The following is a 593-nucleotide window of genomic DNA, read 5'->3' as shown; positions in this document are numbered from 1 at the left end:
CAGAAAACACTGATGATGGGTTGGAGCTGTCTTTGCTCTCTTCACATGAAGATCCTACGCTTGACGACGCCGCGACAGCATCCGTACTACCTACTGACTTAAAAGCAGACGCTGACATTCAACAAACAGGCGTAACAGAGGATAAGCAGATTGGTAGCCTAAAACTCAAGCTATTGATTATTGGTATTGTTTGCGGGTTACTGCTGAGCGCCCTTGTGATTACTATACTGACTATGACAGGTATATTTACTAATACTGAGCCAGCTACAGAAAGCCCAAATACAACAGTGGTGAGCGCTGATGGACCAGATACTGCGAGCATAAAGACATTGAGTAGTGAAGGGACGGTAGCGAAATCTGACGATGTAAGTGAGGCAAATTTGTCAGATAACGTTGCAACGGTAGGAGAGTTGTCTGTAGACAAGCCAATCGACAAATCTACGTTAGGCGATGAACAAATAAAAGATACGCGGTCAAAGACTAGCACAACACAACTGGTTACTGCAGTATCTCCAAAGACCGATACCAGCGATACAGAAGCTGACCTTGTCAAAAATAGCGATAATGAGGCTACAATTAGTTATGAGGATTTT

General features: G+C 43.7%; 1 protein-coding gene. It reads left to right on the top strand.

Annotated elements, in window-relative coordinates; translation table 11 throughout:
• Positions 1 to 32 precede the first annotated feature (32 nt).
• On the top strand, positions 33 to 593 hold a 561-nt coding region (locus tag ACS8FD_RS22720), incomplete at its 3' end, for a hypothetical protein (RefSeq protein ID WP_439277524.1).

This window comes from Psychrobacter sp. 1U2 (assembly GCF_051847575.1).
Note: the sequence above shows the minus strand (reverse complement) of the source record. Positions and strands in the feature narration are given on the sequence as shown.